This is a genomic window from Psychrobacter sp. 1U2 (assembly GCF_051847575.1).
In genome coordinates this window covers 1-1,162 of record NZ_JBPYDC010000362.1, presented here as the reverse complement: position 1 = coordinate 1,162, position 1,162 = coordinate 1, and the positions used below count along the sequence as shown (strand labels likewise).

General features: G+C 42.9%; 1 pseudogene. It reads left to right on the top strand.

From position 1 onward, the window contains the following. A pseudogene (locus ACS8FD_RS15835) lies at nucleotides 1-1,162 on the top strand (transcription-repair coupling factor); the annotation flags it as partial.

Below are 1,162 nucleotides of genomic sequence, written 5' to 3'. Positions count from 1 at the left end.
CGTTTGAAAGTGGTCGTAGCTCGAGATCAAAACCAGCTCAACCAGATAGAGACTGAACTGGCATTTTGCGGCGTTGATGCTTATGTCTTTCCTGACTGGGAGACGCTAACGTATGATGAGCTGTCCCCGCACCAAGATATCGTTAGTGAACGAATCAACTTATTGACAGATATGCCAACGTCAGGTGTGCTACTCATATCTGTACAAGCTTTGATGCATCGCGTTGCACCGCCTAGCTGGCTGATTGGACAACACTTTGATTTAGGTGTTGGTGATCAATTTGATATCCATACTCAACGTGAGCTACTAGCGAAAGCGGGCTACCGTGCGGTTGACAATGTATTTGAGCCAGGCGAGTTTGCAGTACGCGGTAGTATTATTGATATTTTTGCGATGGGTCAGCCATTTCCACTGCGCCTAGATTTATTTGATGATGAAATTGAGACAATTCGCTTTTTTCACCCGCAGACTCAGCGTACGTTGACCGATGATGATCTAAAGGCTATGGTCTCCGGTAATGATAAAAGTATGGGTCAAGAGTCGCTATCGTTGTTGCATAAATTGCCCGATATCTCAAAACCTATTAAGAAGTTTCAAATACTACCTGCAAAAGAGTTTCCTTTAGAAGATGGGAAAGACACTTTTCGCATGAATTTTGCTGCAATGTTCCCAAATGCTAGTAGCCGTAAATCTGAGTTACATAAAGATGTGATGGCAGGAATTGCGAGTAGTGGGCTTGAATATTATCAACCGTTGTTTTTTGATCTAGAAGATTGGCAGCAAGAGAGCAGCTTATTCAATTATTTGCCTAAAGATGCTTTGTTCATTACAGATGAGCTAATCAATGAGCGCCAAGCGGATTACTGGTCGCAAATCCAGCGCCGCTATGAAGAGCGTCGTCATGATATTGATAAACCTATCGTAGCACCAAAGCTATTGTATTTATTATCCAATACGCTGAATGAGCATTTAAACCAGTATCCACGAGTGATATTAAGTGCAAGAGAAGAGCTCGCATCTATGACAGATGTAGCAGATCTCAATGGTCAAGAAGCATCCGCATCTACTGTATTGCAAACCAAACAGCAAGGCCTAGTCACATTAAGCGCTCAAATGCCGCCGCAATTGACAGTAAACCACCAAAAGGCAGAACCTTTAACCA